Here is a 26,178-nt window from a genome sequence, read left to right on the forward strand (position 1 = left end):
AGTAACACAGTTGAACCTTCAACTAATCCTCTCCCCCAGTATAGTCATTCGTCGGCCTCAAACCTTGGGTACCACCTCCGGAATTCGGCGACGCCGATACAGCGGCTTGCCCGTTGCTCAAAGTCTTCAATGCGATTGAACAATACATAGGAGCCTCACTGGTGGCGAAGCTCCGGCAAAATAGGCGTTGCTTTGCTCATTGCGTGCAAAAGCAGGGTTCTCTGGTACGGGATACTTTCTTCATGACTTTCCGCTATGACCTTGGGGACGCCCTCGCTGAGCACATCGATCCCGCTATGAACGCTGCAAACCGGCTCAGTACGATCGTGACAAAAGGTACGTATGCCGCGGGGAGCTGGATTGCAACGGTTACGCAGCATGATGCTGGCTTTGTTACCGGAACAATTGGTACTGCGCCGGCGACTCAAGCCGTAGCCGGGATTCCCTGGAGCCTGGCCTCCGGAATCGACCACCTTTCGGCCCTCGCTGACAGCCTTCAGTCAGCGAGAACGATCGGATACCCCCTTGCGACTCTCGCTAGAGGCGCAATGGAGGCGTATGGGCGGGCGCACTTCCTGGTGGATGCCACCGACACGGAAACTTTAGTTAAACGTTGGTTGGCTACACGTCTAAGTGACCTAAAGTTCGCAAGCATGTCCTGTGAGGAGCCGGCAGAAGCGCTGCGCTTAGAACAGCTGAGAGATGATCTGAAGTCCGATGCTTCCTCACTGAATTTCTCTGCCGCCGATACCAAATTGTCCTTCACCGCCCTAGCGACCGCCGTTCACGATCATGTGTATCAAGGAAGCGATGGCTCGGCCGAGTATTCAATGCTTTCGGCCGTCGCGCACGCAGAGAACAGTGGTATTCACCGCCTGTCAAAGTTGGAGCAAAGAGACACATCTCCCGGCGTAAATTCCGCCAGAATTGAAGCATCTGATGAATTCATAGGTCACGTCGTAAGTATTGCCGTCACTATTCATTTTAAGGTTCTTGCAGATTGCATTCAAAAATTTGGTGATGACGTGAGCCAGGACCATCCGCTGTTTGCCTCTCTCGCGGGTGTGCACAGCATGTTGGAGAATTGCTAAGTCGGGGATGGCCACAAGCACAGCTGCCAACCTTCGTGCGCGCCTACGTTTCCCTAGACTTCTGAACTCGCCGCCCTGCAATTGCTGTCAGGGAATCAGCTCGGGCCGGCTCTACGAGTAGGGATGTCTTCTGTGATGTGTGCTCATAGGGTGATCACACGTTGATTGGGGGAAGCGATAACCGCTGCAAGCACCGGAGCAAGGTCCCGTGATGAGGACTCATTTCCTGTCGGCGCCTCATGACATACTCATATTCAGAGTTCCTTGCTCTGCGCGACGGAGGACTGCTCACAGTCCATGGGACGGTGGTGTGGACGAAGCGAGCGGCCTCCTGGGACAGCCGCTTGTCAGTTTCCCATCCTGCGATGGCAGACGGAGAGCTTCACTTGAGAATGAAGGTGAACCCCAAGCGGCCGTATTCACCACATGTGCTTCTGGTTGCCCGGGACGTCTGCATGCTCCGTCTAGATGTCAATGACAAGCATAGGGAGGGCGCCGAGATGTTCGACTGTACGCACATACAAGAAACGCCATATCCGGACTCCCGGCCGACGTTCCTCCCCGACCCGCCACCCCCGCTAAATTTCCCCCGCGACGGGAGATCCGGCCCGGCTTGTACCGATCCGTATTCCATTACTTCACGGAACGCTACAAGATAGATGCAGGTGGTGTTACCTGGTGCGATCCTTGGAAGGAGGCTCCCTTATGACCGAAACAACGAGCGAGATCGTTGATGAAATGGTTGCCAGTTACAGGCGTCAAATCGATGTGGAAGAGGCTGGAGGCGGCTTTCTTTTCACACTCCCCCACACCTTGCACGACGGTACACCTGTGGTTCTTTACGTCGAGTTTGATGGTGAAACTGCTCAAATAAGTGATCAGGGCTTACTCTCAGACCATTTGGATATGGCGGGCGTGGACCTGGGAAAGAAGCAGATTTCGGCCGCGTGGCTGCAGATTAGGTCTTCAGTGGGATATTTGCCAGCGCTGGCGGCTGAGGATTGGGAGATCAGCGCTTTCGCTGACAGGAAGTCACTTAGCAGTGCGCTATACGCGGTGGCAGACTCTGCGATACGTGCAGATGGGCTGAGGGTCCTTGCTTCCCAGTACCGTCCGAAATCCTTCTCCGAGCGAGTAGTAAGCACACTGGGTCATCGCCTCACTGTTGTTCCACGCGCGGTGATTCCGGGAAAGTATGGTTCCAAGAGAGTTGTTACATGCTCGGTCGGGGTAAAACACGTGAACTACATACAGGCCGTGGGCGCCTCCGACCGTATGAGCAGCTTCGATCACACCATCTCGCTATTTAACAGTTCCACCATTCCACCCGAGAAACGGATTGCGCTGCTACAAGGCCCTGTTTCCAAATGGGAGAACTGGCAGGTAAAAGCCTTGGAGGACGTCAGCACTACCCGTTTTGAAGATGGGCTGGGAGCGATGGTGGACGAACTGCTTCATGCTGAAGCAGCATAGCGTCTGACTCCTGAATCAAGAGTGCATCAGAGACGCGTGCCGCCCAAGTTGAATTAGAGTGGCTAGGCGTCTTCCCTAGTCTCCGTCTGTGCAAGGCGGTAATTTGAGCATTCCTTAAGCCAGATCTTGACTTCGTTGTAGGACAAGCCTAGAACTCAACCTCACAGACGAAGTTTGGAGGCTACGGTGAACGGACAGCGGATCGGTTACGTGCGGGTCAGCACGTTGGATCAGAACGAAAAGCGCCAGCTCGAAGGCCAAATTTTGGACCGCGTCTTTACGGACAAGGCGTCCGGGAGGGACACCGCAAGACCCCAACTAGCTGAACTGCTGCGGTTCGCTCGCGACGGGGACACGGTCCTCGTGCACAGCATGGACCGGCTCGCCCGGAACCTTGACGATCTCAGGGCCCTTGTTCAGGGCCTCACGCGCAGAGGTGTCCGCGTCGAGTTCCTGAAGGAGAACCTGACCTTCACCGGTGAGGACTCCCCCTTGGCCAACCTCCTGCTCTCGGTAATGGGTGCCTTCGCAGAGTTTGAACGCTCGCTCATCCGGGAACGCCAGCGGGAAGGAATTGCCCTGGCCAAGCAGCGCGGAGCTACAAGGGCCGGAAAAAGATGCTCTCATCTGAACGTGTCGCCGAGATGGTCAAGCGTGCCGACACCGGTGTTCCCAAAGTCATTCTGGCCCGTGATTACGGAATCAGCAGGGAGACTGTTTACCAGTACCTGCGCCAAGCCAAGCTGGCATGAAGCTCCTTGCTCGAGCGACACGGCCGCCTGGGCGGGACAACCTACTTTACAGAACGTCGGTTTTCGGCGTTTGGTCCCGGCCGTCACTAGGTGAGAGAAACGCGCATCTGTTTGCTGCCGCACAACCGTTTTGTCCCAAGAGCCGCGCCGTGGCGCGGGTAGCAAGGTCAATGCCATATTCTTGCGCCGAAGGGCATTCGCTACGGGAGGAAAACATGTACTTCAAGCCGTCGGCCGGGATTTTTGTGGGCGGATTAGCCACGTCATTCGGCGGCACGCTTCTCATTCTGATGGCCGCAAATTCATCTGGTGAAGACACCGGCTTCATGGCGCTTGCAGGCGTCATGGCAGCCATCGCCGGCATCATAATGCTCTGCATCGGTGCTGCACGGGCCTTGAGAATCATCGATGCTTTGCCGGCTGCTTTCAGGAACCTGGACAGGGCACAAGCGTCTCAGCAGCAAGCTCCGGCGCCCCAGCAATCCATGGGATCCCAGCCGCCCGGCTACCCGCAACAGGGATATATCCAGCCGCCAGTGCAGTAACGCCCAACGCAGAGCGCTTGCCTACTACTCCCCCAGCTTTACAGAATCTCCATTATCGGCGTTAGACCACGGGAGTAGAAGTAGCTGCGAGAATCCCATCTATCCTTGAACGGTGACTCTCATGACCGTTGTTTTTTCCTTCGCGCTTGTTGCCGGACTTCTGACACTGGTCCCCGGCTTGGACACGGCATTAGTCCTGAGGTCATCCATTTCCAAGTCGCGAAGCTTCGCCTTTGCCACGGCGCTGGGCATCAGCACCGGGCGCGATGATTTGGGGCGTAGCCGCAGCAGTCGGCGTATCGGCGCTGCTGGCCGCTTCGGACTTGGCCTACCGTGTGCTCACACTCGCCGGAGCGGCATACATGGTCTGGCTGGGGGCGACTTTCCTGTGGAAGACTATGCGAAAAGATAAAATCCCTGCCAGGCCGGCAGGTGAAGCGGCTGGAGTCACCTCCGAAAGAAATGATTTGTTCAAGGGCTGGCTGATCGGCACCGGAACGAACCTGCTCAACCCCAAGGTGGGTGTCTTTTACATCGCCACCATTCCCCAATTCATACCGGCGGGCACCTCACCACTGCTGGTAGGCGTGCTGCTCGCCGGCGTCCACTGCCTGCTGTCCATGGCTTGGTTCACATTGCTGATCTTCGGTTCAGGCTACGCCGCCCGCTGGCTCCAGGGCGTCCGAAGCATTCGCATCATCGATAGCATCACCGGATCTGTCCTCGTAGGTTTCGGCGTGAAACTCGCCCTCGACCCTGCCCACTAGCTTTTCCTTGCTGTCCTCAAAGACTCACAACTCATCGTGAATGTCCGCGAACAGTCCCTCTATTTTCCCCTCGGTCGGCGGGGTTGGCCACGGTGCCCCTGATCTCTTCTTAGCCGGCAAGTCGTCCTGGTCTTCGACCCTGCCGTGCCGGAGGACTGTCGTCGTCGACAGGGCGCCGGGACACTAGCGCGAGCCGGTGCAGTCAGCTGTCGCCGAAGTCGTACTCGTAGAGCGCTCCGCTGGCGCCCAGTGCGAGCAACTGTTGCAGAAGCAATCCTCCTCAGGCCGGAAGACCCGACGGGACGCTAGCGCCAGGAGTGCCCGGAACATCACCGGACGCGTCTCTGCAGGGATGGACCGGCAGGAACGCAACCAGCTAGTACTGCGGTGCCCCCAGGCGTCCCAGCCTTGCGTTGCGGGTCGCAACACTTAGGGCAAACCTGACAAGGTAATCATTGAGCTGTATGGATGCCTGCTGGGCGGCTTCTGCGTCCCGGGCCAGGATTGCCCGCAGCAGCTGCAGGTGCATCCCCTTCCCTGCCCGCACTTCTTCGGCGGCATCAACAACATGAGCCAGCCAGAACCGCCTGGACAGCCCCTGCAGCGGGGTCATGGCATCACCCAGGTACTCGTTGTGTGCAGCTTCGCAAAGTATGCGGTGCGTCGCCCGGACGGCCCGAACGTAGTCCTCCAGATCGTGGATGTCTGCCAGCTCCTCGGTGAGTGCCTCAATGCCGGCGAGTTGGGCGGTGGTCGCCCTTTCACATGCCAACGCCACCGCAAGAGCCTCCATGGCCCTGCGGACTTCGAGCCGCCGGAGTTGTTCATCCACCGAATTCGCCGGGATCTCGATCCCCCGGCCGGGCCTGATGCGGACCAAATGGTCCCGGTCCAGACGCTGGAGAGCTTCCCGCAGCGGCGTCCGTCCGAGCCCGACCTCCTCCACCAGTCCGGCCTCTGTATGGAAGGTCCCCGGTTCCAGCCGCCCGGTCTCGATCATCTCGGCAAGCAATAAATACGCGTCGTCAGCCTTCGTCATCCCACTCCCCTTCCCCTACAGGCTACACAATAGGCACGCGCATACTCTTGATATATTCCGAATATATACTCTACGCTGAAGGTGTAGCAGTGATCCCCACCACATGGAGAATGTCGTGAAGTACAACCCGGCCACCGAGCCCAGCCCCTTGCCTTACTCCCCTTTCAAGAGCTGCACTGTCCCCCGTCCCATCGGCTGGCTCTCCAGCGTGAGCACGACCGGCGTGGAGAACATCGCGCCCTACAGCCAGTGGCAGAACTTGACCTTTGACCCGCCGATGGTGATGTTTTCGGCCAACCAATACCCGGACGGGCGCCGGAAAGACACAGTCATTAATGCTGAGAGCACCGGCTGGTTCGTCTGGAACATGGCGACCTACCCGTTGCGTGAAGCTGTGAACAAGTCCGCCATGGCCCTCGGTCCTGAGGAAAGCGAATTCGAGCATCTGGGGCTGACGCGCACCTATGCAGAGAACTTCCCGGTCCCGATGGTGCAGGAGAGCCCGGTTAAGTTCGAATGCAAGTACCACTCCACCCACCGCATCCCCGGGGCCTCCGCGGTCGGAACGGTCGATATCATCTTCGCCACTGTCGAAACGGTGCACATCGATGATGAAGTCATCACGGTTGACGGCAGGCTGGACATCAAAAAAATTGAGCCCATCGCCCGTCTGGGATACTTCGATTACACCGTGGTGCGCGAGACATTTGAGATGCGCGTGCCCGGAGCGGACCAGGACGCCCAGATGGGTCTGGAAGGACGGGCAGCATGACCAACCACAGCAGCTCCACCCGGGCGGCCGCGGGACCGCTGCCTGAGACCACCGCAGCGGATAAGAGCAAAAGGTTCAGGGACCTCATCGCCGTCAACTTCGGCAACACCCTGGAATGGTACGACTGGACGATCTATTCGATCTTCGCCCCCTATTTCGCCGTCCAGTTCTTCCAGCCCGACAACCCCACCTCCGCGCTGCTGTCGACACTTGCCGTGTTCGCCGTCGGCTTCGTGACCCGGCCCCTGGGCGGGTTCCTCTTCGGCGCGTACGCCGACCGTGCCGGCCGCCGCAAGAGCTTGACCGTCGCCATGATGCTCACAGCCTTCGGCAGCATCGCCATCGCCATCGCACCAACCTACGGCTCCGTTGGGGTCCTGGCGTCCGTGCTCCTGCTCGTCGCCCGTCTCCTGCAAGGCCTGGCCCACGGCGGCGAAATGGGCACCTCCGTGACCTACCTGGTCGAACGCGCCCCCCAGGGGCGACGCGCACTTTTCGGCAGCACGTCCTGGGTCAGCGTCGTCCTCGGAACCATACTCGCCACCATCACCGGCCTGATCCTGAACTCCAGCCTCCCCTCGGACGACATGAAAGCCTGGGGCTGGCGGATCGCCTTCGCCATTGGTGGCGTGCTCGGCCTCTACGCCCTTTACCTCCGCCGGCGGCTGACCGAGACCGACGCATTCGAGAAAGCCTCGCACTCCGACGGAAACGACCCCGATGCCGAGTCACTCCTGCCCGGCCAATCAGGTTCGGCCGGGCAGGTAAAGCGCGGCCTGCTTCACTACTGGCGCTCAATCCTCATCGTCTTCGGCCTGTCAGCAGGCGGCTCAGTCATGTTCTACACCTGGCTGATCTACATGCCTACCTACGCACAAGTCCACTACAAACAGGATGCTTCCAGCGCACTGGTCGCCAGCCTCATCGCCCAGGTATTCTTCCTCGGGGCCGTCCTGGGCGCAGGGTGGCTCGGAGACCGCATCGGACGCAAACCCCTGGTCATCGCCTTCGGCGCAGCTTTCGTCCTGCTGACCATTCCGATCTACAACCTCGTCGACGGGACCTTCGGAACCCTGCTCCTGGCCATGCTGGCATCACTGACAGCCATGGCCCTGCTCTTCGGAGTCAACGGCGCAGTCTGGGCAGAAGTATTCCCCACCAAAGTCCGCGCCGCCGGAGTCGCGGGCCCCCTTTCCTTCGCTACAGCCATATTCGGCGGAACCGCACCCTACGTAAACACAGCCCTCGGCCAGGCAGGCCACCAGGACTGGTTCCTCTTCTACCTCGTAGGAGTCGCCGCCATCACCCTGATCACCGGCCTACTCATGCGCGAAACCAAAAACAACAGCCTCGTCCGTGGGGCATAACACAGTCCCCAAACCTGCCCTTCCGGAAAGCGCTGGGGACGTGCAGACGTCCCCAGCGCTCTCCAAACGCTCCGCCTGGGAAGACACCAAACTCGGGCGCGGCGGAGTTTGCAGGCCCAACGCCTCCTCGAGGTCCACCTTCCCGATCCCGATTCGGGCGCTTCCGCAGCGGCAGATCAATCTCCCCTAACCGCTGTGACCGCCATCCCTCTTGGTTCCGCTACCGCCAACAAGTCAAACAATCAGGTGAACCACAATGAAGCAGCGAACCGATCCCCAGCCTGACCGCATGTGTGCCTCTTCCCGGGGCAGCCGTTGGCAGGAGGCACCCCCCATGACACAGGACCTTGTACCAACCAGCTATGACGGTGCCCTGTTCCCCGACATGGAGGAATAACTTCCCACACCGGGTGGACTGCCATTTGGGTTGGCACTCCCGCAGTTTCCCTGAGTCACTGACATCAGACCCGGTGAAGGCGGTTCAGTCTCCCGCGTCCAAAAACAAAGTCACAAGTCAGTTCACACTTACTTCCTTAAGGAGCCACCATGGCACCCGCCGATTTCACCACCGGTGCCCGCCCGGTCAAAGCAGCCCGCGGCACCGTGCTCACCGCAAAGTCCTGGCAGACCGAAGCCCCGTTGCGCATGCTGATGAACAACCTGGACCCCGAGGTCGCCGAGCGCCCGGATGACCTGGTGGTCTACGGCGGAACCGGCCGTGCCGTCCGCTCCTGGGCCGCATTTGACGCGATCACCCGCACGCTGGAATCCATGGAAAAGGACGAGACCCTCCTGGTCCAGTCCGGCAAACCGGTCGGGGTGTTCCGCACCAACGAATGGGCGCCCCGGGTGCTGCTGGCCAACTCCAACCTGGTGGGCGACTGGGCCAACTGGCCCGAATTCCGCCGGCTCGAGGCCGAGGGCCTGATGATGTACGGCCAGATGACGGCCGGATCCTGGATCTACATCGGCACCCAGGGCATCCTGCAGGGCACCTTCGAGACCTTCGCCGCAATCGCCCGCAAGCTGACCGGAGACGAGAACGGCACCCTCGCGGGCACCCTGACCCTCACCGGCGGCTGCGGCGGCATGGGCGGCGCCCAGCCGCTGGCCGTGACCCTGAACGAGGGCGCCTGCCTCATTGTCGACGTCGACGAGACCCGCCTGCGCCGCCGCGTCGGCAAGCGCTACCTGGACGAGGTGGAAACCGATCTCGACGCCGCCATCGCCAAGGTGCTCAAGGCCAAGGAAGAGCGCCGCGGCTGGTCAGTGGGCTACGTGGGCAACGCCGCCGAAGTCTTCCCGGAGATCCTGCGCCGCCACAAGGCAGGCGAACTCACCGTGGACATCGTCACCGACCAGACGTCCGCGCACGATCCGTTGAGCTACCTGCCCGAGGGCATCTCGGTGGCGGAGTGGCACCGCGAAGCCGAAGCGGACCCGGAAGGTTTCACCAAGAAGGCCCAGGCATCGATGGCCAGGCACGTCCAGGCCATGGTGGAATTCCAGGACGCCGGCGCCGAGGTCTTTGACTACGGCAACTCCATCCGCGACGAAGCCCGCAAGGGCGGTTACGCCCGTGCGTTCGAGTTCCCCGGCTTCGTTCCCGCCTACATCCGCCCGCTGTTCTGCGAGGGGCTCGGCCCGTTCCGCTGGGTTGCCCTGTCTGGCGACCCGGAGGACATCCGCGTCACGGACGAAGCCATCAAGGAGCTCTTCCCGGACAACGCCCACCTGCACCGCTGGATCGACGCCGCCCAGGAGCGGGTGGATTTCGAGGGCCTGCCGGCCCGCATCTGCTGGCTCGGCTACGGCGAACGCCACCAGGCCGGCCTGCTGTTCAACCAGCTCGTGAAGGAAGGGAAGGTCAAGGCTCCCATCGTGATCGGCCGCGACCACCTGGACTCCGGCTCCGTCGCCTCCCCCTACCGCGAAACCGAGGCCATGGCCGACGGCTCGGACGCCATCGCCGACTGGCCGCTGCTGAACGCCCTGCTCAACACCGCCTCCGGCGCCACCTGGGTTTCGCTGCACCACGGCGGCGGCGTGGGCATCGGCCGCTCCATCCACGCCGGCCAGGTTTCCGTCGCCGACGGCACCGACCTCGCCGCGCAAAAACTCGAACGCCTCCTCACCAACGACCCCGGCATGGGCGTCATCCGCCACGCCGACGCCGGCTACGACCGCGCCCTCGACGTCGCCCAAGAGCGCGGCGTCCGCATCCCCATGAATGAAAGCAGGTAAGGGATGAAGGACCGGGATTTTCGGGAACAGATGAGCAAGCAACCCCGAGCAACCCGGGAAGGCAAACAGGATGGTACCGAGCGCCCGCCAAGGAGCACCAATTGAACGGTCGGAGTCAGACCACGATGCGGTATCGAGGCCAGGGTGAAGAAACGCACTCTTTACGAGCAGAACCCCGAATTGAACTTTACTGAAGCCCGCGGAGCGAGAACCGGGGAGCACTGCCCGATGGAGGGATGGCGGGAGCATGTAGGCCGGACAGCTGCCTGGCAAGGCATCGCGAAGGGCAGCGTCCTGCAGACGGACAACAGCCCATCTGTGGGGTGGATGCTGGTCGCAAGCGAATCCAGGCACCCTCGGCCCAAGGACGGCCATTCTTTCCCGGGAGATACCATTGGCAGTTTCTAGCCCACCACTCATTCAGCGCGCTGGACGAAACCCGCAGCTTCCCTCGGGGAATAAACCCTGGCAAGCCCCCCGCATCGACAATCCCGAGACCGGATTCCCGGTTGCCGTCCTTCCGGCCGCCCCGCCTTATTGTGACGACGGCTGCCATTACTGCGAGGGACCGGAGACCGACTAGCCCCCGTAGAAGCGCCCGAGAATGCTTAGCCTCTTTAACAGAAAGAACCACCATGAACTCCTACCGATGCGATGACTGGGGCCGCTTTGTGGGCGCTGAAGTCGAGATCCGCAGGCGCGGCCGGTTAGTGCGGGCCGGAGTCGTTGACGCCGTCGCCGCCGACGTCGCAATGCTGTGGCTGGCGGCGGACGGCGCAGAAAGCCGAAGGATCTTCGAAGCAGCAGAAGGATTCGAAGTGTGGGCTGATTCCCACGACCTGCCGGAGAAGCGCCGTCCCGCGGCGATCAGCCAACAGGCGACAATGCCGGCGCCTGAGGCTGCGAGGACCAAATGCCCGAGATGATGACGAGCAACAGCACAAGCCACTGCCGCCAGGTTGCCACGAGATGACTTACACCTACAGGAGCAAAGCAGGTTCCGAACAGCGGGCGGTGCGCGACAGGCAGAAACTCCACCAAGGACTCATCATCCAGGGCCAAGGCCTGGCCCGCATCTCCAGCAGACTTAGCAGTCTGCGAGGCGAGCTGGACTCAGGAATTGCACAAGCTATCTGGGACGATGTGCCCGTGCACGTAGTCGCTTGCGCAGCAGGTGTAACCCCCGCCAAAGCAAGATCCCTCGCGTTGGCCTGGGAAGAACTCCCCCACTCCGGCGTCACCGCCAAATCCCACGTTCAAAGCCTCAGCGCCGTTAGCCAGCAGGCCAACAAACTCGAGGCCGTACGAGGGGAATTACAAAAGCAACAGGAACAGCTCATCGTCAGAGCGCTTGAAACGGGACTACTCGACCCAGCACAGCTGGCGACGGCTTCCGGCCTCACCCTCGAACAGATCAGCATTCTGGCCCGCGCAACACGCCACAACAAGCCTCTGACACGACCCGCCCCGGGTCCTGAAAACTTGGCGCCTGCGGGCCTGACACCGAACCTCATGGAAAACCTAGGAGACGAGAAGAACCAGTGACAACGACCTCAGCTTCGCCCGAGGCACCGCAACAAGGCCCTTACGTGTTGGATTCGACCGCGTCGGCAGATCCCCGTGCCGGAGCGGTGAGGGCCGGTGCAGGTGAGCTTCCCGCTTGGCAGCTGACCAAATCCGCAGGACACGTCATCGTCGACTCGCTCGTTGCCCATGGCGTCACGCGCGCTTACGTCGTTCCCGGCGAGAGCTTCCTCGACGTCCTCGACGGGCTCCACGATTCGCCCATAGACACCGTCGTGTGCAGGCATGAGGGCGGTGCCACTTACATGGCTGAAGCTGACGGCAAAATGAAACAGCTGCCGGGCGTCGCCATGGTGACCCGCGGCCCGGGTGCAGCGAATGCACACGTTGGCCTGCACACCGCTTGGCAGGACTCCACTCCCCTGGTGCTCTTCGTGGGCCTCATCCCGTTCGCGCACAGGGACCGGGAAGCCTTTCAGGAGTTCGATATCAAGGCATGGTTTAACAGCGGCGCCAAGCGGGTGATGGTGCTTGATCACGCCGAACGAGCCTCCGAAATCGTTGCTGAAGCCATGTTCGCAGCCATGAGCGGGCGCCCCGGCCCTGTTGTGGTCGGTCTTCCCGAAGACGTCATCCGCGAGCACGTTGACCCGGCAGTGCATCCGGTCATACCCGTCGCCACGGGCGGAATGACGACGGCGGACGCAGCTGCAATAACCGCAGCACTGTTAGATTCCACGAAGCCCTTGTTCGTCACCGGTGGCAATGACTGGTCCCAGGCGGCCGCCGATAAGCTCACGGCCTGGCTGGAGAAGCACCATCTCCCCGCAGCCGCAGAATGGCGGACGCAAGGGACCGTCCCCTTCGACTCCCCATCATACGTCGGGCCAATCGGTTACGGCCGGCCACGCCCCACCTATGATCTCCTGGAAGAAACCGACCTGCTGATATTCGTCGGCACAGTGCCCGGCGATGTCATCACCGACGGTTTTGTCTGCCGGCAGGACTGGAACAAGAAGAATTTTCTCGTCACGATCGACTCCTCCCTGCGCGGACGATCCGGCCCGGTCTCCTGGCAGATCGTGGCGAAACCTGACGTCTTCATCCGCGACCTTGTCGAGATCGAGCTCCCGGTGAAAGAAGAATGGAAGGCCTGGACATCCCGCATGCGCAAGGAACAGAAAGCCTTCGCTGCTCTGCCACCTGCCGCTCCAGGCAACGGTCCGGCACGAATGGACACCCTCATGGCCAACCTCGTCCCCACGCTTCGCCATGACGCCATGGTCACTTTCGGCGCCGGGGAACATACCAACTGGGCCCACCGGTACTTTCCTACCCGCCGTTACGCCTCCATGCTCAGCGCACGCAACGGATCCATGGGGTACTCGGTGCCCTCAGCGATCGCCGCCTCCCTCGAAACACCCGGACGACGGGTCATTACCATCGCCGGCGACGGCGAATTCCTCATGAACGGGCAGGAACTGGCCACCGCAGCACAATACGGAGCCACTCCCCTGGTTGTCGTGATGGACAACCAGGAATACGGAACCATCCGCACCCACCAGGAACGCCACTACCCGGACCGCGTCTCCGGAACCCAGCTGAAGAACCCGGATTTCGCCCTGATGGCCCAAGCCTTCGGCGGCCTCGGCATAAGAGTCGAACAAGATCACGATATCCCGCAGGCCCTCACCGCAGCCCTCAAAGCCATAGACGATGACAACGTATTCGCACTCATCCATCTCATCGTCGAACAACGCGTCAAAGCGTACTAACACCCCCCTTGCCGATCCTGGACCGTTCCGGAATCGACCACATCACTGGAACATCCAGCACATTAGCCTCCGCCGACCCTGACGCCGGACAGCACTCCCCTTCCTCCTCACAGGGACCCATGAAAACCGCTAGGGTTTCCCAACCTCGCAACTGAGAGGCTCCTGATTCAATCTTCAAAGGGCCACTGCAGAGGGACCTTGAAGGCTCATACCGCGTGCCCAAAAAGAACGAAAGTCTCAATGGAAAGCACGCGCGCTCTGCCGGACCTGGAGAAGTCACCAATGTTCCCGACCATGCCCGCCGCCCTCTCGGTACGAGTCGAGAGGGCAGGCGGATGAGATTACTTGATCCTGCTTACCGGTAAAAAGCGAATACATCGCGATTCACTGTCAATAAAACGGAACTTCGCGCTATCTTGACGCACCGCCGTTCCCCGTCCGCCGGATAGGTTTCGCTCCGGACTCCCGCGGGATACGTGACTTTCAGCCCCCGAGCGCCGATGTGCTTGCTTGCTTGTCACCGTTCAACGTTCCGTCCGCCGTGAGGGTTGCCGCGGCGAGTTTCGGTGGATTCGTCAGGCGCCCCGTCACCTCTGCAAGACTGGCCGGCGTTTCGGTATTCGTCGCCCAAAGCGAGTCTGACCACTTGATCCCCCGGGAACTTCTTGCGCGCACCTGGTCCTACCTTCTCAACGATTCAGGGAAACAGACCTACGCCCGACGCGACCCCGGCGCCCACAACTTCACCCCTGACGCCGTCAACAAACTGAGCAGCTGGAGCACCGGACGGTTCCAGCCCATTTCCCGTGCCGCCCAGACGCGGCCGGGGAAATGAACGTCTTCCTCGGCGGGGCTTGCCGACCACCGCCAGAAGCTGGTCCCGGGGTATCGGCGGAGCAACACCCGAGGCGGGGTCGGACAACGTTCTGGCACGGCATGGCCTAGTTGTCGGTCGCTTCCTGTGCCTTCTTGTGGAACCATTCGATGTGCTCTTGCAGGAGTCGGGCCGCGAGTTCTCCGTCGCGTGCCTTGACGGCGTCGAAGATGCCGTGGTGTTGGGTGCGGAGTATGGAAATGACGTCCGGCCAGGCGTCCATGGCCTCCATGGCACCTTTCACGTACCCGACAATGGCACCGCTTAGGGATTCCATCATGGTCGCCACTACTGCATTGCCGGCAAGGGAGCTCAGCGTCACATGAAACCTGGCGTCCAGTTCATGGAAGGCTTCACGATTGATGTCTGGGTGGTCCATGGCGTGCAGTAGCTGAGCGGCCTGCTCCAGGTCTTCCTCACCGCCAACTCTTTTCGCGCCGGCCCGGGCTGTCCAGGTTTCGAGCAGGATGCGGGTCTCCACGATGTCTGCGACCGGAAGTGTGCTGCTGGCAACGTGCAGCCGGAGTGCGGACGATAGTCCGGCGGACGGGTCGGAGACGACGATTGCACCAGAGGTGGGTCCGGATCCGACGGAGCTTCGCAGTATTCCCATGGCGTCGAGGACGCGGATGGCTTCGCGCACTGAGGCCCGGGAGATGCCGTAGTTTTCGGCGAGTGTTCGTTCGCCGGGGAGGCGGTCGCCGACTTTGATTTTGCCCGAGCGCAGGTCCGCTTCGATGTCTTTAAGGAGCGCGTCATGGGTGCGACGGCGTGGGGTCGCTCCTGCGTCAACGGTTGCCACGGGCGGGTCGGTCCTTAATGCGCGGGGAGTGTGCGGGCATGCCTGCCCGCACACTCCGTACTGTTTGGGTTGGAACGCTAGGGCAGCATCCAGCCAAGGATGGGGGTGGACTGGAGGTAGGACAGCGTGCAGAGCACGAGCAGCAGCGCAACACTCCATCCCACTACTTTACGCAGGATCACGGATTCCTTGCCTTCAAGGTTGACCGAGGATGCGGCGATAGCGAGGTTTTGTGGGCTGATCAGCTTGCCGACGACGCCGCCGGAGGTATTGCCAGCCACGAGAAGGTTTGGATCGATTCCGGCCTTCAGGCCTGCGGTCTGCTGGAGCTTGCCGAACAGGGCGTTGGCTGAAGTGTCAGAGCCGGTGACTGCCGTGCCGATCCACCCCAGGACCGGTGAGAGGAATGCGAAGAAGGTGCCGGTGCCGGCCAGCCAAGTGCCGATGGAAATCGTCTGCCCGGAGAAGTTCATGACATAAGCCAAGGCGAGGACCGTGATGATCGTCAAACCTGCCCAGCGCATCCGGTAAATGGTGTTCCAAATCTCCTTTACCGCATCTCCAATCGTGATGCGGTAGCGGCCACCGTCGTTGTACTTGGAATACACGGCGGCGACGATTAGGCCTGTGAGCAACAGCAGGGTGCCCGGGGTGGAGAGCCACTGGAATGAGTAGACGGTGGATGAGATGGGCTTGCCCTCGGCATTGACGAGGGCGTCGTGCAGGATCGGCCACGGGATCTTGATATCGGTCGAGGCGAGGAATGCGGGGACGTTCACGCCAAGTTTCCACAGCTTTGCGATGCCGAAGACGACGATCACGAGGAAGTACGGGAACAGGGCCAGCCAGGTGCGCCTGGGGGTCAGGCGGTCTTCGGCGGTATCTGCGGTGGCGACAGCTGAGCCCCGGCGTGAGCCGCCGCCTGCCGTGGCGGAGGCTGCCTCCTCGGCTGCCTCAGCGAGCACGCCCAGGCGTTCGCGTGCGGCGTTGCTGCCCTTGGGCGTCCAGACGCGGAAGAACAGTACGGCCGCGCCGAGCCCGGCGAGGGAGGCGACGATGTCGGTGAGTTCGTAGGAGAAGTAGTTCGAGCAGAGGAACTGGGCAACGGCGAAGGAGAAGCCGACAACGAGCGCGGCGGGCCAGCAGTCCTTGAGGCCCTTGCGGCCGTCGAGGATGAAGAGCAGGATCAGCGGCACGATGGTGGCCAGCAGCGGTGCCTGGCGTCCGACGATGGAGGCAATGTCCGTGGCCTGAAGCCCGGTGAGCCCGGCGGCGGTGGTGATCGGGATGGCCATGGCGCCGAAGGCGACCGGGGCGGTGTTGGCGACCAGCACGGCGGCAGCGGCACGCAGCGGAGGCAGTCCGAGAGCGAGCAGCATGGTCGCGGTGATCGCGACCGGGGCGCCGAATCCTGCGAGGGCCTCGAGCAGGCCGCCGAAGCAGAAGGCGATCAGGACCGCCTGCAGGCGCACGTCGCCTTTACCGATCACGTCAAAGACGCGGCGGAGGTCCTCGAAGCGTCCGCTGAGGACGGTGACCTGGTAGAGCCAGACGGCCATGATGACGATCCACAGCACGGGGAAGGCGCCGAAGACCCCGCCCTGGGTGGCGGACAGCAGCGCCAGGCCGGCCGGCATCTGGAACGCCACGATGCCGACGAGCAGGGCCGCCAGCAGGGCGAAGGCCCCGGCGATATGGGCCCTGGTTTTGACGACGGCGAGCAGGATGAAGAAGGTCAGCAGCGGCAGCAGGGCGACGATGGCCGACCAGGCGATGCTGTTGAGCACCGGGTCGGTGCTGGGGGTGAACTGGTCCACGGAGTTCCTCCACATTGAGGGGGCGACAGGGGGAGTATGGTCTGACCTCTGTGGTCGGACCAGTAGAGTGTAGCGCACATCTCCCCGATTGTGAGCCCCTTCACTTGAGCATCGGTTGTTGCCAGTGGCGCCGGTCACGTGGTCTACTATGGTCAGACCACAACCCCTTAGCCCGAAAGGCTGTCATGCGAATCGCTTTGTTCGCTACGTGCATCGTGGATGCGATGTACCCCGCCACGGCGCGGGCCACCGTAAAGATTCTGGAGAGGCTGGGACACGAGGTCGTGTTCCCGTCCGGCCAGGCCTGCTGCGGGCAGATGCACGTTAACAGCGGCTACATCAAGGAAGCCGTCCCCGTCATCGCCAACCACGTGAACGCCTTCGACACCGAGGACTACGACGTTGCCATCGCCCCTTCGGGGTCCTGCGTCGCGTCCGTAAAGCACCAGCACCCCATGGTCGCCCGCGCCTGCGGCGACAAGGACTTGGAAGCCCGGGCCACCGCAGTCGGCGCCAAAACCTACGAACTGTCCGAACTCCTCGTGGACGTCCTGGGCGTCACAGACGCCGGTGCGCAGCTGGCTCCTACTTCCCGCATCGGGTCACCTACCACCCCAGCTGCCACGGCATGCGCCTGCTGCGGCTGGGTGATCGGCAGTCCCGGCTGCTGGCCACCGTGCAGGGAATCGACATGGCAGAGCTGCCCGAAGCGGACCAGTGCTGCGGGTTCGGTGGCACGTTCTCGATGAAGAACGCCGATGTCTCCTCGGCCATGCTGGAGGACAAGACGGCCAACATCGCCTCAACCGGCGCCAGCCTGTGCGCCGGCGGGGACGCCTCCTGCCTGATGCACATCGGCGGCGGCCTCTCCCGGCAGGCAGTGACGTCGCCACCCTGCACCTGGCCGAAATCCTTGCAAGCACCGTTGAGGAGCCCGCGGCCGTTAGCGGCGATGTGCTCGTCTCCATCGGAAAGGCAACACGATGAGCACCTTCCTTGGCATGCCCTCCCTGCCCGTCTACGGCACAGGCAACCTGCACGCCTCCCAGTCCTTCCCAAAGGCGGCCCACCGGGAGCTTGGCAACGCCCAGCTCCGGGCCAACCTTGGCCACGCCACCCACACGATCCGGGACAAACGGCTCAACGTGGTCTCGGAACTGCCTGACTGGGAAAATCTACGCGACGCCGGCTCCGCCATCAAGGAATCTGTGATGGCCCGCCTGCCCGAGCTGCTGGAACAGTTCGAGGCGAACTTCACCGCCCGCGGCGGCGTGATCCACTGGGCCAGGGACGCCGATGAGGCCAACGAAATCGTGGCCGGGCTGATCCGGGCGACCGGGGAAACCGAAGCGGTCAAGATCAAGTCCATGGCCACCCAGGAAATCGGCCTCAACGAGTACCTCGAAGAACAGGGCATCGCCGCCTATGAGACCGACCTCGCCGAGCTGATCGTTCAGCTGGACCACGACAAGCCCAGCCATATCCTGGTCCCGGCAATCCACAAAAACCGCACCCAGGTACGGGACATTTTCCTCCGCGAAATGGAGGGCGTGGACCCTGAGCTGACCAACGACCCCGCACGCCTTGCCGGCGCCGCCAGGGCGCACCTGCGCCGGAAATTCCTCACCGCCAAGGTCGCCGTCTCCGGTGCCAACTTCGCCCTCGCAGATTCCGGTACCCTCGCCGTCGTTGAATCCGAAGGCAACGGCCGGATGTGCCTGACCCTGCCCGAGACTCTGATCACCGTGATGGGCGTGGAGAAACTCCTGCCCACCTGGCAGGACCTTGAAGTGTTCATGCAGCTTCTCCCGCGGTCATCAACTGGTGAGCGGATGAACCCCTATACCTCCCTCTGGACCGGCGTCACCGAAGGAGACGGGCCCCAGAACGTCCACCTGGTTCTGCTGGATAACGGCCGCAGCGCTGCCCTGGCCGATGAAATGGGCCGCTCGGCACTGCACTGCATCCGGTGCAGCGCTTGCATGAACGTCTGCCCCGTCTATGAACGCACCGGTGGCCACGCCTACGGGTCAACGTACCCTGGCCCGATCGGGGCGATCCTCTCACCCCTGATGACCGGCATCCAGGCCGAGGAGAACAACTCGCTGCCTTATGCGTCCTCGCTGTGCGGGGCCTGCTACGACGCCTGCCCCGTCAAGATCAACATCCCCGACATCCTGGTGCACCTGCGCAGCGTGGACGTGGACAGCAAACGCGGGAAAAAGAAGATCCCCACCCAGATGGACATCGGCATGAACGCCGCATCCTGGGCGCTGTCCTCCGGCAAACGGCTGGGCATGCTTGAAAAAGGCCTGCCACTGGGACGCCTGGCGGCCGGCCCGGACAAGAAAATAACCAAACTGCCCGGCATCGCCGCCGGCTGGACGCAAAGCCGTGACATCCCGGCCCCGCCCAAGCAATCCTTCCGCGACTGGTGGAAGAAGGAACACCACGCCCCGGACACCGCCCCCGCCGCAGCCTACAACCAGGAAGACCAGCCATGAGCGCCCGCGAAGAGATCCTCGACCGGATCCGCACCGCCCTAAAAGACACCCCCGAGGTTCCCGTTATCCCTCGTGGGTACCGGGCCTCGAGCCAGTTGGACGAAGCCGAACTGATCGAGCTGCTGGTGGACCGCCTGATCGACTACAAAGCCCGGGTCTCCATCGTGGACACCGCGGACGTTCCTGCCAAGATTGCAGAACTCCTCGCCGGGGCCGGCAGCTACGTTGTGCCAGCCGGGCTGGACGCCGGCTGGCTCACCGGACCGGAACTCGAACAGGACAGCCGGCGGCGCACGGACTCGGTGACCGCGCCACTGAGCGTCGCCGAGCTCGATGGGATCGACGCCGTCGTGACGGGAAGCGCCGTGGCCGTCGCCGAGACCGGGACCATCATCCTGGACGGCAGCCCCAACCAGGGCCGCCGCGCTATCACCCTCGTCCCGGACCACCACATCTGTGTTGTGAAAGTCGCCGACATCGCCGGGATCCTGCCCGAGGCCCTGGGCCGAATCAACGGCACCAGGCCTTTGACCATGATCAGCGGGCCCAGCGCCACCAGTGACATCGAACTGGAACGGGTTGAGGGAGTTCACGGCCCCCGCACACTCGACGTCATCATCGCCCGCTAAAACTACGGGGGCGCGGCCGGCATCCAGGCCGTGCCCCCACAGTGCCGGCGCCCACCCGTTCACCACCGCCGCCGAACGAAAGGCACCCCCATGCCCGTCTACCGCCACGACACCTGGAACACTCTCCGCGGCGCGGCCGTGGAAATCCGAAAAAACGGGACCACTATTCGCACAGGGCTCGTCGAAGACGTCATGCCCGATTCCTCCGCCCTGTGGATCGCCGCCCACGGGCTGACAGGCCGCGTACTCATCGAAGCCGCTGAAGGACACGAAGTGTGGGTGGAACCAAAGCAACTAAAAGGTACCCGCGCCTACCGCATGACCTGGTCCGCGCTTCACCCCGACCCGGCCGGTACCGGCGTGAAGGCCCCACCCACGGACGGCTGCGCTACCACATCCGTACAGCAGTAACGGAAAGAGCATGACCAACGGGTTCCTCTGACTTGTCTACTTCCTCTCCGACAGCACCGGCATCACCGCGGAAACCCTCGGCAACACCTTGCTGAGCAGATAGGCATCACGCTCAAACCCAGCGGCCGGCCAGTACCGACTGAGGCTGGTGCTGGTCCGTGATGGTGCAATCAGCTTCTGAGATTGAGTGCAGGCGGCTTCTGGAAGGGACATTAGGTCCGGAATCTCGTGTGAATAGGCAACACCCCGAACCGGCGTCCGGGGTGCCTGGCCAGGGAGGATACGCCTGTCGCCGGAGTTCACGACAGTCCTTTCGAAACTGTAGAGGTGTAGAACATTACATCGCCAGCCCCTGTCCCAAGAGATGTCCATCAGGCCCCTGATTCTTTGGACTATTTCGATGATTGTCGGTGCACTGCACCCGGGTTTCCTGCCGCTCCTCATGTCAGGTTGGCTTTTGAGAGCATCATGGAGCGACTGTCAATGAAACCGAATTTCGCCCTATTCTGACGCCGAAGTTGATGGGCGCGGTGTGTAGCGGACGCTCCTAGGGTTTCTGTTCCATCGGGCACGACCCGATGGCTACTGACGGCTTTTTGCGTGGACCGTATCGGTGGCGCCAGATGACCATCCTGCGTTTTCCTCCGGCACAAGGATCAGATCGAGGTAGCCCTTGAGGATGCCGGGCACGTCCACGGTGTCAGGATTGAGGAGCCACTCGGTTTGAATTCCTTCCCATAGAGCCACGATGGTAGGTCCCGCGACATCAGGGTCGACGCCCGGCCTGAGCCGGCCAATGCTCGCCAGATACCGCAGTTCCCCGCTGTATTCCTTCCGTAGGCGGGCGAAGCGCTGGACGAAGTAGTTGCGGGCGGGGTGGTCCTCAGTTGTGGCTTCCCCGGAGAGTACGGAGTAGAGCTCTACGAGGTGGGGAAGCCCTTCATTGTGCTCCGCCTGCCGCACGATGGTTTCGGCAAATCGCTCCCGTGTTCCCGGGGTGCTCGTAGATATCCGGTCACGGTACTCGAGCACCGCAACAAGCAGCTGCGCTTTGGTGGGGAAATGGTGCAGGAGCGTCGTCTGACTAATTCCTGCCCGGTCCGCAACGTCCTGGATACTGCCGCCGTTGTAACCCCGTGACCCGAAGACCTCTACCGCAGCTTCAAGAATTTGCCGTTGACGCTCAGCGGTCTTGGCGTAGGGGCCGCGCGGTCCTGAGCGTGCGTTCGCCTTCTTAGTCATGTAATCCAGTCTAATTTCATGAAAGCCGAGCATTCACTCGGGTTTCATGTTAGCCTTGTCACGTCGGGCCATCCGGCTCCGGTGCCGCGTCCGCGGCGCTGACCATAACGAAGTGGGACTCATGCCATCTTTGACACGACGACAACTCCTTTGCGGTGGGCTCGGCGCCTCCGCCCTCGCCCTTCTCACCGGATGCGCCACTCCGGGAACTGTTTCCGTCAATACCGCACCTGCAATTCCTGCCGCCAGTGCCGGTGAGAAAGTGACCCTCACGTACTGGTCCTGGCTCAAGAACGTCCAGAAGGTTGCTGACATCTGGAACGCCAGCCACCCGAACGTCCAGGTCGAGACGGTATGGATCCCCAGCGGCAACCGCGGCGGGTACTCCAAGCTTTACGCCGCGCTAGCGGCCGGCGGCGGCCCTGACCTAGCGCAGGTTGAAATGCGCACGGTCCCCGAGTTCATGCTCGTCAACGGGCTCGTGGATCTCTCGCGCTACGGTGCCCGTGACTATGCGAACCGTTACGACCCCGCACTGTGGAGCCAGGTGAGTTTCTCCGGGGGTGTCTACGGCATCCCCCAGGATTCGGGGCCAATGGCCACGTTCTACCGCCCGGACGTCTTGGCTAAAGTAGGCGCCTCTGCCCCAGCGACGTGGGAGGAGTGGGCAGCCGTCGGGCAGGAGCTGCGCAGTGTCGACGCTTATATCGACTGTTTCTCCCTCGCGGACACCTCCTACTTCGTGTCTTTTGCCGCGCAGGCTGGTGCCCGCTGGCTGCGTCCAGCCGAGGATGGATGGGTCATCAACATGACTGACGATTCAACGCTGAAGGTCGCGCGGTTCTTTGACCGGGCCATCGATGACGGCATCGTTACTACCGCTTACGGCCCCTTTACTCCCGGCTGGTACGCGGCGGCCTCGAGCGGGGAGTTCGCCTCGCTAACGAGCGGCAGCTGGGCCGATGCGCTCGTACAGAGCGTCAGCGGCGGAGCTGGAAAGTGGCGTGTGGCGCCCATGCCCATCTGGGACTCAACGGGATATGGGTCGAGTTACCTTGGCGGGTCTACCGCGGCTGTCCTGGCTAACAGCAAACACCCCCGCGAGGCCCTTGAGTTCGCTGTCTGGATGACGTCCACTCAGGCCGGCATCGACGCCGAGATCGCCAACAGTGGCATCGGATGGTCGCCCGTGCCGGGCATGATCGGTGCCGCGCGTGAGAAGCCATCCGACTTTTCGGGGGGCAAAACTACAACCAGAACGTCATCGTGCCAGCGAGTAAGTCGCAGAACATGGACTGGTCTTGGTGGCCCGTCACCACGCAGTCCTTCAACATTTTGAGCGACGGGTTTCGTCGTAAGGCATCGGGCACGAGCTTCGTCGACACCGTAGTGGCTGCCGAGCAACAGATCATGACCGCCTTCAGGAACAAGGGCCTGACGATTAGGAAGGAGCAGGCATGAGCACCGCCGCAGAAACAGCACATCCGGCAGTACCCAGGCGGGAGGGCCGTGACCGGGCAAGGCAACAGCGTCGTGCCGTCACCAGCGCACCCTGGATCCTGCTCGCACCCTTCCTGGCACTCTTCGCCCTCACGTTCATCTTCCCGATCATCGCTGCGGTCGGTTCAAGCTTCACAAAAGTGACCCGCAGTGGCCTCTTCGGCGAAACGGGCGTCCACTCCGGGTTTGCGGGTTTCGAAAACTATGCCCGCGCACTCGGAGACGGAAGCTTTGTCGCCTCGATCGGCCGGGTGCTGCTCTTCGGCATGGTCCAGGTCCCTGTCATGATCGCCCTTTGTACGGTTCTTGCGCTCCTACTGGAGTCAGCCTCGGCTAAGTGGCCCGGTTTCTTCCGCGCCGCGTATTTCATGCCTTACGGCGTGCCGGGTGTCATCGCGACCATCCTCTGGTCGTTTCTTTACGTCCCGGGCCTGAGCCCGCTGGTGGACGCGGCCGGGTCTGTGGGCCTCACCGTGAACTTCCTTGGCCCGGATACCGTGCTGTGGTCCATCGCCAACATCGTTACGTGGAGCTACACGGGCTACAACATGCTGATCGTCATAGCCCAGCTCAAGGCAATTCCCAGTGAGGTTTATGAAGCTGCGCGCGTGGACGGTGCCGGACCTTTCCGGGTCGCGTGGACAATCCAGCTGCCGCTCATCCGGCCCGCCCTCGTGCTCACCACGGTGTTTTCCATCATCGGCACGCTTCAACTGTTCGCCGAGGCCCAAGTCCTCCAGACTGTTGCGCCGGCCGTCAATAGCCAGTACACCCCGAACCTGTCCGCCTACACTACTGCCTTTGCGTACAACGACTACAACGTCGCCGCCGCCCAGGCCGTGCTCATCGCCCTCGCGGCTTTCATCCTCTCCTTCACCTTCCTCCGGTTCACGAACAGGAAGTCCTCATGACTGCTGCCACCCCCACCCTTAGCCAGCCGCAGAACATCGCCGAGAAGCCGCCTGTGACCCGTCGTCGGCGCCCCGACTCCACAACCATTCTCGTCACCGGGCTGCTTGTCGTCGCAGCGCTCTATTTCCTGGTCCCGGTCTACTGGGTGGTGGTCGCCGCGACAAAGACCAGCGGTGACCTCTTCGCCACCAACGGGTTCCTGTTCGCCCCGCACTTTGTCTTGTGGGACAACCTGGCGAACGTCCTCGCCTACGGGGACGGCATCTTCGTGCGCTGGTTCCTCAACTCAATTCTGTATGCAGGAGTGGGCGCAGTCGCCGCGACGTACTTCGCCGCCGCAGGCGGTTACGCCCTGGCCAAATACAACTTCCGGGGCAACAGTTTCATCTTCGGGCTCATCCTCGGCGGCGTTCTCGTCCCCGGCACCGCCACGGCCCTGCCCCTGTTTCTGTTCTTCAGCCAGCTCGGTATCGCCAACACGTACTGGAGCGTCCTGCTACCCTCCCTCGTTTCGCCGTTCGGCCTGTTTCTGTGCCGGGTCTACGCGCAGGCAACCGTGGATCCGGCATTGTTGGAGGCTGCCCGCATCGATGGTGCGGGCGAGTTGCGTATCTTCCATTCCGTGGGACTGCGCGTTCTCACTCCCGCCCTCGTGACGGTGTTCTTGTTCCAGCTTGTGGGCATCTGGAATAACTACTTCCTGCCGCTCGTGATGCTCTCCGACTCGAAACTGTTCCCCATCACGGTCGGTCTGAACAACTGGCTTAGCCAGGCCGACCGACTGCCCGAGTTCTACCAGCTGACCACCGGCGGCGTACTGCTGTCTGTCATCCCGCTGGCCATCGCCATGATCGTCCTTCAGCGTTTCTGGCGTGGAGGCCTCACAGAAGGAGCCGTCAAATGATCCCGAACCCAGCGGAGGCAACAGCCTCCACCGCTTACGTCACCGACCCGGGCCCGGGAGAAGGACGGCGGGTACCTGCCCGTTCCTGCTTCACACCGACGCCCCGTCCCTGTCCCTCGACGGGCAATGGCGATTCCGGCTCCTCAACGGAGTCCCCGGAACGCCCGGCGGCCGGGGGGTCTTGCCCCGGGGGGAAGCCGCAGACGCGATGGCCGCCGCGGAGTACGACGACACTACGTGGGAGTCGCTCACCGTGCCCTCCCACTGGGTGCTTCAGGGCGACGGATCGTACGGCCGCCCGATCTACACCAACGTGCAGTTCCCCTTCCCCATCGACCCGCCGTTCGTCCCCGACGAGAACCCCACCGGAGACTACCGCCGCACGTTCGAACTGCCCGCCGACTGGAAGACCAACGACTCAGCCGGCGACGGCCGCATCGTCCTGCGCTTCGACGGCGTCGAATCCCGGTACAAGGTATGGGTCAACGGCACAGAAATCGGGTGGGGCGCCGGCAGTCGCCTCGCCCAGGAGTTCGACGTCACCGACGCCGTCAGCGTTGGCACCAATACGATCGCAGTCCGCGTCCATCAATGGTCCGCTTCCAGCTACCTCGAAGACCAAGACCAGTGGTGGCTCCCTGGAATTTTCCGGTCAGTGACCCTCCTGTCCCGCCCGGCCGGCGGCATCGAGGACATCTGGCTCAGGACCGGCTACAACGACGGGGCCGGGATTATAGAACCGGAAGTTAAGGCGACGCCGTCCTCATACCCTGTTCGCCTCCGCGTACCCGAGCTCGGCATCGACGTCGAGTGGGCTAACCCCGCCGATGTTGCACCCGTGGCGGTTTCTGCCGTCGAACCCTGGACCGCCGAAACCCCAAGGCTCTACGACACGACGGTGGCGAGCAAGACCGAAACTGTGTCACTGCGGATCGGCTTCCGCACCGTTGAAATCGTTGGAGACCAGTTCCTGGTCAACGGACGCAAGGTCGTGTTCCACGGTGTCAATCGCCACGAGACCCACCCCACGCTCGGCCGCGTCTTCGATGAAGACTTCGCCCGCGATGACCTCGCGCTCATGAAGCGCTCCAACGTCAATGCAATCCGTACCAGCCACTACCCACCCCACCCAAGGCTGCTCGAACTCGCAGACGAGATGGCTTCTGGGTCATCCTCGAGTGCGACCTCGAGACTCACGGGTTCGAGCGGCACGACTGGCCCGGAACCCGAGTGA

At 62.2% G+C, this 26,178-nt stretch carries 21 protein-coding genes and 3 pseudogenes; 20 read left to right on the forward strand and 4 right to left on the reverse strand.

Features of this window, described 5'->3' with window-relative positions:
- The first annotated feature begins 242 nt into the window (after positions 1 to 242).
- The 5 genes and pseudogenes from G205_RS07690 to G205_RS07710 all read left to right on the forward strand — a co-directional run bounded on the left by G205_RS07690 (position 243) and on the right by G205_RS07710 (position 4,628).
- Positions 243 to 1,091 (forward strand): hypothetical protein, encoded by an 849-nt coding sequence (locus G205_RS07690; protein ID WP_160166599.1) that lies wholly within the window; start codon positions 243 to 245, stop codon positions 1,089 to 1,091.
- A gap of 705 nt (positions 1,092 to 1,796) precedes the next feature.
- Positions 1,797 to 2,564, forward strand: a complete 768-nt coding sequence (locus G205_RS07695) for a DUF1828 domain-containing protein (RefSeq protein WP_009357479.1) — start codon at positions 1,797 to 1,799, stop codon at positions 2,562 to 2,564.
- A 186-nt stretch (positions 2,565 to 2,750) separates the two neighbouring features.
- A pseudogene (locus G205_RS07700) lies at positions 2,751 to 3,316 on the forward strand (recombinase family protein).
- Between the two features lie 215 nt (positions 3,317 to 3,531).
- The gene (locus tag G205_RS07705) at positions 3,532 to 3,861 is read left to right on the forward strand and encodes a hypothetical protein (protein ID WP_009357481.1); all 330 of its coding nucleotides are present in this window, start codon (positions 3,532 to 3,534) and stop codon (positions 3,859 to 3,861) included.
- 266 nt (positions 3,862 to 4,127) lie between these two features.
- Positions 4,128 to 4,628, forward strand: a complete 501-nt coding sequence (locus G205_RS07710; RefSeq protein ID WP_235046819.1) for a LysE family translocator — start codon at positions 4,128 to 4,130, stop codon at positions 4,626 to 4,628.
- 376 nt (positions 4,629 to 5,004) lie between these two features.
- Here G205_RS07710 and G205_RS07715 read toward each other — a convergent pair whose 3' ends face one another.
- A complete protein-coding gene (locus tag G205_RS07715) occupies positions 5,005 to 5,667 on the reverse strand; it encodes a GntR family transcriptional regulator (protein ID WP_009357484.1) in 663 nt (220 codons plus the stop codon).
- 115 nt (positions 5,668 to 5,782) lie between these two features.
- Between G205_RS07715 and G205_RS07720 the strand changes: the two genes are divergently transcribed.
- From G205_RS07720 to G205_RS22060, 7 genes are all read left to right on the forward strand, one after another.
- Positions 5,783 to 6,439, forward strand: coding sequence for a flavin reductase family protein (locus tag G205_RS07720; protein WP_035752437.1), 657 nt, complete (start codon positions 5,783 to 5,785; stop codon positions 6,437 to 6,439).
- Complete coding sequence (locus G205_RS07725) at positions 6,436 to 7,806, forward strand: MFS transporter (RefSeq protein ID WP_009357486.1); 1,371 nt, start codon at positions 6,436 to 6,438, stop codon at positions 7,804 to 7,806. Before G205_RS07720 ends, G205_RS07725 begins: the two co-directional genes overlap by 4 nt.
- A gap of 546 nt (positions 7,807 to 8,352) precedes the next feature.
- On the forward strand, positions 8,353 to 10,050 hold the full coding sequence (locus G205_RS07730; RefSeq protein ID WP_009357487.1) for a urocanate hydratase: 1,698 nt from the start codon (positions 8,353 to 8,355) through the stop codon (positions 10,048 to 10,050).
- Between the two features lie 635 nt (positions 10,051 to 10,685).
- Positions 10,686 to 10,976 (forward strand): hypothetical protein, encoded by a 291-nt coding sequence (locus G205_RS07735; protein WP_009357488.1) that lies wholly within the window; start codon positions 10,686 to 10,688, stop codon positions 10,974 to 10,976.
- A gap of 43 nt (positions 10,977 to 11,019) precedes the next feature.
- Positions 11,020 to 11,595: a hypothetical protein gene (locus G205_RS07740; RefSeq protein WP_009357489.1), complete on the forward strand. Its 576-nt coding sequence runs from the start codon at positions 11,020 to 11,022 to the stop codon at positions 11,593 to 11,595.
- Positions 11,596 to 11,681: 86 nt separating this feature from the next.
- The gene (locus G205_RS07745) at positions 11,682 to 13,349 is read left to right on the forward strand and encodes a thiamine pyrophosphate-dependent enzyme (RefSeq protein ID WP_009357490.1); all 1,668 of its coding nucleotides are present in this window, start codon (positions 11,682 to 11,684) and stop codon (positions 13,347 to 13,349) included.
- A gap of 646 nt (positions 13,350 to 13,995) precedes the next feature.
- Complete coding sequence (locus G205_RS22060) at positions 13,996 to 14,184, forward strand: hypothetical protein (protein ID WP_009357491.1); 189 nt, start codon at positions 13,996 to 13,998, stop codon at positions 14,182 to 14,184.
- Positions 14,185 to 14,290: 106 nt separating this feature from the next.
- Here G205_RS22060 and G205_RS07755 read toward each other — a convergent pair whose 3' ends face one another.
- Positions 14,291 to 15,025, reverse strand: coding sequence for a FadR/GntR family transcriptional regulator (locus tag G205_RS07755; RefSeq protein ID WP_009357492.1), 735 nt, complete (start codon positions 15,023 to 15,025; stop codon positions 14,291 to 14,293).
- 77 nt (positions 15,026 to 15,102) lie between these two features.
- Entirely contained in the window at positions 15,103 to 16,842 is a 1,740-nt protein-coding gene (locus G205_RS07760; protein WP_009357493.1) for an L-lactate permease, read from the reverse strand.
- A 185-nt stretch (positions 16,843 to 17,027) separates the two neighbouring features.
- On the opposite strand from G205_RS07760, the pseudogene G205_RS07765 reads away from it, so the two are divergent.
- From G205_RS07765 to G205_RS21705, 4 genes and pseudogenes are all read left to right on the forward strand, one after another.
- A pseudogene (locus G205_RS07765) lies at positions 17,028 to 17,829 on the forward strand ((Fe-S)-binding protein).
- Positions 17,826 to 19,346, forward strand: a complete 1,521-nt coding sequence (locus G205_RS07770) for a LutB/LldF family L-lactate oxidation iron-sulfur protein (protein ID WP_009357495.1) — start codon at positions 17,826 to 17,828, stop codon at positions 19,344 to 19,346. Before G205_RS07765 ends, G205_RS07770 begins: the two are co-directional and overlap by 4 nt.
- Positions 19,343 to 19,975 (forward strand): LutC/YkgG family protein, encoded by a 633-nt coding sequence (locus G205_RS07775; protein WP_009357496.1) that lies wholly within the window; start codon positions 19,343 to 19,345, stop codon positions 19,973 to 19,975. Before G205_RS07770 ends, G205_RS07775 begins: the two co-directional genes overlap by 4 nt.
- A gap of 90 nt (positions 19,976 to 20,065) precedes the next feature.
- Positions 20,066 to 20,386 carry a hypothetical protein gene (locus tag G205_RS21705; RefSeq protein ID WP_009357497.1) on the forward strand — a complete coding sequence of 107 codons (321 nt, stop codon included), beginning with the start codon at positions 20,066 to 20,068 and terminating at the stop codon, positions 20,384 to 20,386.
- Positions 20,387 to 20,968: 582 nt separating this feature from the next.
- Here the strand turns inward: G205_RS21705 and G205_RS07785 are convergent.
- Positions 20,969 to 21,628: a TetR/AcrR family transcriptional regulator gene (locus tag G205_RS07785; RefSeq protein ID WP_052014066.1), complete on the reverse strand. Its 660-nt coding sequence runs from the start codon at positions 21,626 to 21,628 to the stop codon at positions 20,969 to 20,971.
- A gap of 121 nt (positions 21,629 to 21,749) precedes the next feature.
- On the opposite strand from G205_RS07785, the pseudogene G205_RS07790 reads away from it, so the two are divergent.
- The 4 genes and pseudogenes from G205_RS07790 to G205_RS23735 all read left to right on the forward strand — a co-directional run bounded on the left by G205_RS07790 (position 21,750) and on the right by G205_RS23735 (position 26,178).
- Positions 21,750 to 23,089 (forward strand): annotated as a pseudogene (locus G205_RS07790) (ABC transporter substrate-binding protein).
- Complete coding sequence (locus tag G205_RS07795) at positions 23,086 to 24,039, forward strand: carbohydrate ABC transporter permease (protein ID WP_009357499.1); 954 nt, start codon at positions 23,086 to 23,088, stop codon at positions 24,037 to 24,039. The pseudogene G205_RS07790 and the gene G205_RS07795 overlap by 4 nt, the downstream one beginning before the upstream one ends.
- The gene (locus G205_RS07800) at positions 24,036 to 24,944 is read left to right on the forward strand and encodes a carbohydrate ABC transporter permease (protein WP_009357500.1); all 909 of its coding nucleotides are present in this window, start codon (positions 24,036 to 24,038) and stop codon (positions 24,942 to 24,944) included. The genes G205_RS07795 and G205_RS07800 overlap by 4 nt, the downstream gene beginning before the upstream one ends.
- Entirely contained in the window at positions 24,913 to 26,178 is a 1,266-nt protein-coding gene (locus tag G205_RS23735; protein WP_338058403.1) for a sugar-binding domain-containing protein, read from the forward strand. Before G205_RS07800 ends, G205_RS23735 begins: the two co-directional genes overlap by 32 nt.

This window comes from Arthrobacter nitrophenolicus (assembly GCF_000332815.1).
GTDB classification, from domain to species: Bacteria; Actinomycetota; Actinomycetes; order Actinomycetales; family Micrococcaceae; genus Arthrobacter; species Arthrobacter nitrophenolicus.